Origin of the sequence: Cryobacterium sp., assembly GCF_026786305.1 — a bacterium.
Lineage (GTDB): Bacteria > Actinomycetota > Actinomycetes > Actinomycetales > Microbacteriaceae > Cryobacterium.
Genome location: NZ_JAJAYI010000108.1, coordinates 85,521 through 93,071 on the forward strand (window position 1 = coordinate 85,521; position 7,551 = coordinate 93,071).

Below are 7,551 nucleotides of genomic sequence, written 5' to 3' on the forward strand. Positions count from 1 at the left end.
CCGTCGCCATGAACGGGTCTTGTAAGGTGGGGGATGACATGAACGGTGCAGTGGACTTTCCCCTAGACCAAGCCGAACTCTCGTATCGGGCCGCCGGCGATGCCCTCGTGCGTCGAACCGCTCTGCCCAGCGGGGTGCGCATTCTCAGCGAGCAGGTACCGGGTGCCCGAAGCCTCACCATCGGCTACTGGGTAGCCGTCGGATCCCGCGACGAACAACCGGGCCACTTCGGGTCCACCCATTTTCTGGAACACCTGCTGTTCAAGGGCACGCCAACCCGGTCCGCCCTCGACATTGCCATCTCCTTCGACGCGGTCGGCGGCGAACACAACGCCATGACAGCCAAGGAATACACCTGCTACTACGCCAAGGTGCAAGACCGCGACCTGCGCATGGCCATCGACGTTCTCACCGACATGCTGACCTCCTCGAAGCTGGATGCCGGTGAGTTCGAAACCGAGCGCGGGGTCATTCTCGAGGAACTCGCCATGGCCGACGACGACCCGGCCGACGTCGCCAATGAGCGATTCTTCGAAGCCGTATTGGGCAAGCATCCGCTCGGTCGACCCATCGGGGGCAGCGCCGACGACATTCGCGGTGCCACCCGCGCGGCCGTGTGGGAGCATTATCAGGCCAATTATCGGCCGCAGGACCTCGTCGTCACGGTTGCCGGCGCCGTCGACCACGACGTGCTCGTCGCCGCTGTCACCGGTGCCCTCGAACAAGCCGGCTGGGACCTCAGTAGTCCGCAGACCCCGGTCAGCCGTCGTGGCGGTGTGCCCGCCGAGATTCACCAGGGCCGGGCCCTGACCATCGTCAAACGCCCGCTGGAGCAGGCGAATCTGCTGCTCGGCATGCCCGGCCTGCTGGCTGCCGACGACCGTCGCGTCACCATGAGCGTACTCACCTCGATCTTCGGCGGTGGCATGTCGAGCCGCCTGTTTCAGGAAGTGCGGGAGAAGCGCGGCCTGGCCTACTCGGTCTATTCGTTCGCGCCCGGCTACTCCGACGCCGGCCTGTTCGGCATGTATGCCGGGTGCACGCCGGCCAAAGCCGGGCAGGTCGCCGAGCTCATGCTCAGCGAACTGCACCGCCTCGCCGATGGCGGTGTGACCGCCGACGAGATGAAGCGGGCGTCTGGCCAGCTGAGCGGAGCATCCGCTCTCGCCCTGGAAGATTCGGACACCCGCATGTCTCGGCTGGGTCGCTCGGAGATCACCCTCGGCGAGTTCGTCGACCTCGACGAGGCGTTGCGGCGCCTCGCGCTCGTCACCGCGACCGACGTGCAGGAGCTCGCCGCCGAGCTCGCGAGCGGACCCGTGTCGATCTCCGCCGTCGGCGCCCTCGAGGATGACGCGTTCGCGGGGATCCTCCCGGGCTGACCGGCCACCCCACACCAGCTTCTGCACATTCCGGCCCGGCCGGACTCCCGAACTTCGAAATGGACAATGATGCCCCAGTACATCTATCTGGTACGCCACGGCGAGCAGCAGGACGCCGAACATGGTCTGCACGATGGCCCGCTGTCGCCCCGCGGCAAACGTCAGGCGCTGCTGATCGCCGACCGGCTCAGCGGTGTGCCGTTCACGGGTGCCTGGCATTCGCCGCTGCAGCGGGCCGCTGAAACCGCCGAACTCATTACCGAGCGGCTGCCAGCCCTGCACAGCGAGCCGACGGCGCTGCTCTTCGACTGCATTCCCTCCGGTCGGGCAGCCGAAACACCCTCGGCCTACGACCCGTTTTTCGGCTCGGTCACCGACGATGAGATCGCTGCGGGACGGGCCCAAATGGAAGACGCCGTCGCCGAATTTCTGCAACCGCGCCGTAGCCAGCGGCACGACCTGCTGATCACCCACAATTTCGTGATCGCCTGGTTCGTGCGTGAAGTGCTCGGGGCCCCCGACTGGCGCTGGGTCGGCATCAACCAGGCCAATTGCGGCCTCACCGTGCTGCAGCAAAAGCCCGGCCGCCCGTGGACGCTCGTCACCCATAACGACCTCGGTCACCTGCCGGTCGAGCTGCGTACCGGGCTGCCCGAACCACTGATGTTCTAAGAGTCCAGGCGCTTGCGATACCAATGCGTCGCATTGGGATTGTCGTTGTACGGATGGACGTTCTCGTACCCGGCGCTCTGATAGAGCGCCCCGACGGCGGTGCGAACTGCTCTGCCGTCTGGTAGGTCGGGTGGTACGTGCCCTGGGATTGTCGAAACGACAGCTCGGGACTGCGAAAATATTCGGTGAGCAGGGTGAGGGCCGCAGTGTCTCTGACCGACGCGGCGTGAAACTGAGGCACTTCCGTAGGCTGTTGCGCAAACCGCGATGCCGCGATCGATTGGTAGATTGGTTATATGACAACGACGGTGGCCATTATTGGTGCAACGGGCAAGATGGGCCGCCTGGTTTCCGACCTGATCGACCGAACCGAGGGCTTCGAGGTCGTCGCCCGGCTGGACTCGCGCAGCGAGCTGAGCGAGATGCTCGGTGCGCAGATCGCTGTCGACCTGACCCGGCCCGACGTGAGTCGGGACGTCGTCGATTTTGCGACCGAGCATGGTGTGCGGGTGCTCGTCGGTACCTCCGGCTGGAGCCAGGACGGCATCGACTCCCTCACCCGACGCCTTGCCGGCCGCGACGATACCGGGGTCATCATCATTCCGAACTTCTCGATCGGTTCGGTGCTCGCGACGGCGTTTGCGGCCCTGGCTGCCCGTTTCTACGACTCCATCGAGATTGTCGAGGCACATCAGCCCTCCAAAGTCGATTCACCCTCGGGCACGGCCGTGCGTACCGCCGAACTAATCGGCCGGGTGCGCGCCGAACTCGGCCCGGTCTCGGCGCCGCACACCGATCAGCGTGCGCGCGGCCAGCAGGTCGCTAGCGTGCCCGTGCACAGCCTGCGCCTGTCCGGTTTACTGGCCCGCCAGGACGTGTTTCTCGGCGGCACCGGGGAAACCCTCACGATCAGCCACAACACGCTGTCACCGAGCGCCTACGAGAGCGGCATTCTGCTGGCTCTCGCCGCAGCGCGAACCATTCGGGGAGTCACGGTCGGTCTTGACCAAATCGTCGATCTGGGCTTCCGTTCGGCCGCTGCTACCGCCAACGAGTCGGGGGCCTCCAAATGAAGGGCAAGGTTGCTGTCGTCCTCATGGCGGTGCTGCTCGTCTTCTACCTGGTGTTGGTCGGGGTGCGCGCCGTGCTCTTCATCCAAAGCGGTGAGCCGGTTGGCATCGCCATCGGGCTCGCGCTGCTCATTCTGCCGCTGATTGGTTTTTGGGCGCTCGCGCGTGAGGTTGCGTTCGGCATCCGCTCGGAGCGTTTGGTACGACGGCTCGGCGAACTCGGCGAGCTGCCCGCCGCCAACCTGCCGGTGCGCCCGAGCGGTCGCCCCTATCGGGACGCGGCCGACGAGCAGTTTCCGGCCGCGCGGGCCGCGGTCGATGCCGAACCCGAGAACTGGCACGCCTGGCTGCGCCTCGGTCTGGCCTACGACGCGTCGGGCGACCGCAAGCGCGCTCGCGGCGCCATCCGTACCGCGATCGCCCTCGAGCGCACCCCGAAGTAGCGGCAGGCCGGCCGACTACGGTTGGCGCAACATCCAGGCTATCGCCGTGGCCGGCGTGCGATGGGCGAACTCGAACCCATCGTCCAAGAGTTTCTGGGCGCTGACCTGCTGGTCGGCAAGCAGCAGCTGGCGGGCGGCATCCTGCAGCAGCAGGGTCAGGATCGGTTTGGGGACCGCCAGCAGGAACGGGCGGCGCACTGCGGTGGCGAGAGCACTGATGATGTCGTTGGACGTCGCCGGGGTCGGCCCGACCAGGTTGACCGGGCCAGACAGTGTTGAGGTCAGCAGGTGCACGATGGCGGCGGCCTCGTCGTGCAGGCTCACCCAGGCCCAGTGCTGGGTTCCATCACCGAGAGGTCCGGCGAGGCCGAGTTTAGCCAGGGGCAACACCGGTTTCAGCGCACCACCCTTGGCAAGTACCAGGCCGGTGCGCAGCATCACCACCCGGGTTGGTTCGGGCGCGAGCCGCGCCTCTGCCTCCCAGCGGGTGACGACGTCCGCGAGAAAATCGGTTCCAGCAGTGGATGCCTCGCTCAAGACTTCCCCCGGACGATCCCCGTAGATTCCCACCGCGGAGCCGTTCAACAGAACGGTCGGCGGCGTCACGGCCCGGCCGAGAGCGTCGGTCAGCGTGCGGGTGGCCTGCAGACGGGAGCGCAGAATTTCTTTGCGGTACCCGCTTGTCCACGGCAGTCGGGCCAGCGACGCCCCCGACAGGTTGACAACGGCGTCGATATCGTCGAGCACGCTCGGATCCAAAACCAGGGCGGCCGGGTCCCAACGAATTTCATTGGTTCCCAAGGCCTCCCGCCGCACCAGTCTGACGGGGGTGTGGGCAGCGGCGGCCAGCTGGCGGCTCAGCTCACTGCCGATGAGGCCGGACGCTCCGGCGATCAAAACGCGCACGGGAGCGACCTAGGCCAGCTCGGCCTCAATGGTGATGGGAATCCCGGCGAGTGCCTTCGAAATCGGGCAGTTGTCCTTGGCGTCCTGGGCGAAGACCTCGAACTCGGCCTCGGTCAGACCGGGAACCTTTGCACTGACCAGTAGGTGGCTGCCGATGACGCCGGTGCCGGCCGCGAACGTGACGGCGGCTGTGGTCTGGATGTTCTCCGGGGTGTGGCCGGCCGATCCGAGGGCGTTGGCCAGGGCCATCGAGAAGCAGGAGGCGTGGGCGGCGCCGAGCAGTTCCTCGGGGTTGGTCGTGTTCGAAACGCCTTCGGCGCGGGCCTTCCAGTTCACCGAGAATTCGGCGGCGTGCGAGGAATCGAGGGTGACGGTACCGGAACCGGTCGGAAGATCGCCGGTCCAGACGGTGGTTGATTCACTGGTGAGCGTCGTGGGCATGGTGTTACCTCCAGGTGGTTGAATTCCACCCTAACCGTCGGACCTGCCCCGTGAACGAGTCTCGTCTGGGAATTTCCTGAGAGCCAGTCGACACGCCCGGGCGACGCGAAGGACGTCGCACCGGGCATGTCCTGGTCAGGTTGGAGTGAGCGTGAGGGTGGCGGTTCAGGCGTTCCCGAACGTTCGGCCGGCCCGGTGGGTGAGATCCACGTCCACGTGCACCACGCCCGGTCGGGACTCGGCCACGGCTCCCAGCAGACGACGGGTGCCCGGGCAGCGGGCGCGCAACTCGGTTGAAAACTGCAGCAGGGTGGCGGCGGGGCCAAACGTGATCGTGGCGGCGACATCCGCTGGGGTGATGACGTCGCCGGTCAGGCGGGCCACTGGCCCCTGGCGTTCCCGCCAGACCAGGCCCAGAACGGTTGTCGCAGCCAACAGGGCCAACAGCAGTCCGATCGCTTCGAGTGGGTTCATGATGCCGACGTTACGTGGGCGCGAGCACGCTCGAGGGACTATGACGGCACATTGCGGGCGCGCGGCGGCGTTTGGGCCGGCAGACCGGCTAGCCTGAGGCCGTGTCTGAAATTGAGTTCCGATCCGAAATGACCGTGGAGTTGGTGCGCGCCAGCGCCCACGACTCGGACGTGTTGTTCGCTGCCCGGGTGTCGACCCTGGGGGAGCAGACCCTGGAGCAGAGCCAGCTCGACGGCTCCGAAAGCGAGGCCGACGAGAAGCGTGACCGCGGTCTGATCAACTACCTCATGCGCGACCGGCACGGCTCGCCGTTCGAACACAACTCGATGACGTTCTACGTGCGCGCGCCGATTTTTGTGTTCCGCGAGTTCATGCGGCACCGCATCGCCTCCTACAACGAAGAGTCGGGCCGTTACCGGGAGCTCAACCCGGTGTTCTACGTGCCGTCTGCAAAACGCAACCTCGTGCAGGTCGGCAAGCCGGGCGCCTACGACTTTCTGCCCGGCTCGATCGAGCAGACCGCGCTCGTGCAGCAGCAGACCCGCGCCGCCGCGATTCACTCCTACGAGGCTTACCAGCGGATGCTCGAAGCCGGCGTCGCCCGCGAGGTCGCCCGTATCGTGCTGCCGCTGAGCATCTACTCCTCGATGTATGTCACGCTCAACGCGCGCTCACTCATGAACTTTCTCAGCCTGCGCACCAAGCGTGGGGGCTCCTCATTCCCGTCGTTCCCACAGCGCGAGATCGAAATGTGCGCCGAACAGATGGAAACTCATTTCGAGAAGCTCATGCCGCTCACCTACGCCGCCTTTAACCAGAACGGCCGAGTCTCCCCCTAGTCAGCTGTGAGCGGGAAAGCGATAGCCTGTTCTGCGTGTCTACCTCTACGAATCCCTTTGGCCAGGTGCTGGTCGCGCTGGTCACCCCGTTTACCTTTGATGGCGAAGTGGACTGGGCCGGGGTGGAGAAGCACATCGACGACGTCATCAATGCGGGCGCCGATGGCATCGTCGTCACGGGCACGACCGGTGAGACGAGCACCCTGACCGACCCGGAGAAGATCCGTCTGGTCGAGGTCGGCAAGTCGGTTGCGAACGGCCGTGCCAAAATCATCACCGGCGGTGGATCCAACGAGACCGCACACGCCATGCAGCTCGCCCGCCAGAGTGAAAAGGCCGGCGCAGACGGCAACATGATCGTCACCCCGTACTACAACAAGCCCACGCAGGCTGGCATCCTCACCCACTTTCGCATGATTGCGGACGCGACCGATCTTCCCGTCATTCTCTACGACATCCCCGCCCGCACCGGTGTGGCGATCGCCTACGAGACCATCCTGCGCGCGGCCAAGCACCCCAACATTCTGGCGATCAAAGACGCCAAGGGCGACTTCGCGCAGGCCAGCCGGGTGCTCAACCAGACCAACCTCATGTACTTCTCCGGCGACGACCCCAACGTGCTCGGCCACCTCGCCATTGGCGCGACCGGCCTGATCGGCGTCACCGGCAACATCACGGCGACCCCATATCGGCACATGGTCGACGCGGTCAACCGGGGCGACCTCAAAGTCGCGACCGCCGCACACCAGATGCTCGAACCGCTCGTGCGGGCCGTCAGTACCCACGTTCCCGGCACCGTCGCCGTAAAGTACATCCTGCACGGCCTCGGCCGCATCGGCAGCCCGCGCGTGCGGCTGCCCCTGGTCGGCCCCGAGGACTCCGAAGCCGCCCAGATCGAAGACGAACTGTCGCTGGTCGTGGACATTCCCGGCGTGGACTTCTCCAACTTCCGCCCGGACCGCAACGCGGCCGCCGGCGGATCGCTGCCCAAGGTTGCCGGCACCACCCGTTAGGCGTGCGCGGCGCTGTGTGCCGTTGTGATTGTCGAATCTGCGAGAAAGATTCCTACTCGAGAGTCATCGATCCGCGTGAGTACTTCTCGCTAACGCGGTAGTCCGCCCGAATACAACTTCGCACAGAAATCAGATTATATCTGAGAATCCCTCGACTCTGGCTCATGGTTTTGGTAGAATGAAACCATGAGCCAGAGCGGCGACACCCCCGAGCCGGGCTTCGTCGATCCGTTCGTTGCGGCGTACGGATGCTCGCCAGTGTCGGTCGCGGAACGCCTCGAGTTCGAAACATTTTGGGCCCAGTGTGAAAC

The 7,551-nt window shown here is 65.6% G+C and carries 9 protein-coding genes; 6 read left to right on the forward strand and 3 right to left on the reverse strand.

What is annotated here, in order from left to right:
- Positions 1-38 precede the first annotated feature (38 nt).
- From LH475_RS14175 to LH475_RS14190, 4 genes are all read left to right on the forward strand, one after another.
- Positions 39-1,382: a pitrilysin family protein gene (locus LH475_RS14175; RefSeq protein WP_196844923.1), complete on the forward strand. Its 1,344-nt coding sequence runs from the start codon at positions 39-41 to the stop codon at positions 1,380-1,382.
- Between the two features lie 69 nt (positions 1,383-1,451).
- Positions 1,452-2,054: a histidine phosphatase family protein gene (locus tag LH475_RS14180; protein ID WP_196844941.1), complete on the forward strand. Its 603-nt coding sequence runs from the start codon at positions 1,452-1,454 to the stop codon at positions 2,052-2,054.
- 296 nt (positions 2,055-2,350) lie between these two features.
- Positions 2,351-3,127 (forward strand): 4-hydroxy-tetrahydrodipicolinate reductase, encoded by a 777-nt coding sequence (gene dapB, locus LH475_RS14185; RefSeq protein ID WP_196844924.1) that lies wholly within the window; start codon positions 2,351-2,353, stop codon positions 3,125-3,127.
- Entirely contained in the window at positions 3,124-3,567 is a 444-nt protein-coding gene (locus LH475_RS14190) for a hypothetical protein (protein WP_196844925.1), read from the forward strand. The genes dapB and LH475_RS14190 overlap by 4 nt, the downstream gene beginning before the upstream one ends.
- 15 nt (positions 3,568-3,582) lie before the next feature.
- On the opposite strand, the gene LH475_RS14195 is transcribed toward LH475_RS14190, so the two are convergent.
- From LH475_RS14195 to LH475_RS14205, 3 genes are all read right to left on the reverse strand, one after another.
- Positions 3,583-4,473 (reverse strand): TIGR01777 family oxidoreductase, encoded by an 891-nt coding sequence (locus tag LH475_RS14195; protein WP_196844926.1) that lies wholly within the window; start codon positions 4,471-4,473, stop codon positions 3,583-3,585.
- Positions 4,474-4,482: 9 nt separating this feature from the next.
- A complete protein-coding gene (locus LH475_RS14200; RefSeq protein WP_196844927.1) occupies positions 4,483-4,914 on the reverse strand; it encodes an OsmC family peroxiredoxin in 432 nt (143 codons plus the stop codon).
- Positions 4,915-5,079: 165 nt separating this feature from the next.
- Positions 5,080-5,388, reverse strand: coding sequence for a hypothetical protein (locus tag LH475_RS14205; protein ID WP_196844928.1), 309 nt, complete (start codon positions 5,386-5,388; stop codon positions 5,080-5,082).
- Between the two features lie 128 nt (positions 5,389-5,516).
- Here LH475_RS14205 and thyX point away from each other — a divergent pair, with 128 nt between their 5' ends.
- Positions 5,517-6,227, forward strand: a complete 711-nt coding sequence (thyX, locus tag LH475_RS14210) for an FAD-dependent thymidylate synthase (protein WP_297414701.1) — start codon at positions 5,517-5,519, stop codon at positions 6,225-6,227.
- Positions 6,228-6,262: 35 nt separating this feature from the next.
- The gene (gene dapA, locus LH475_RS14215) at positions 6,263-7,240 is read left to right on the forward strand and encodes a 4-hydroxy-tetrahydrodipicolinate synthase (protein WP_196844930.1); all 978 of its coding nucleotides are present in this window, start codon (positions 6,263-6,265) and stop codon (positions 7,238-7,240) included.
- The last annotated feature ends 311 nt before the right edge of the window (positions 7,241-7,551 follow it).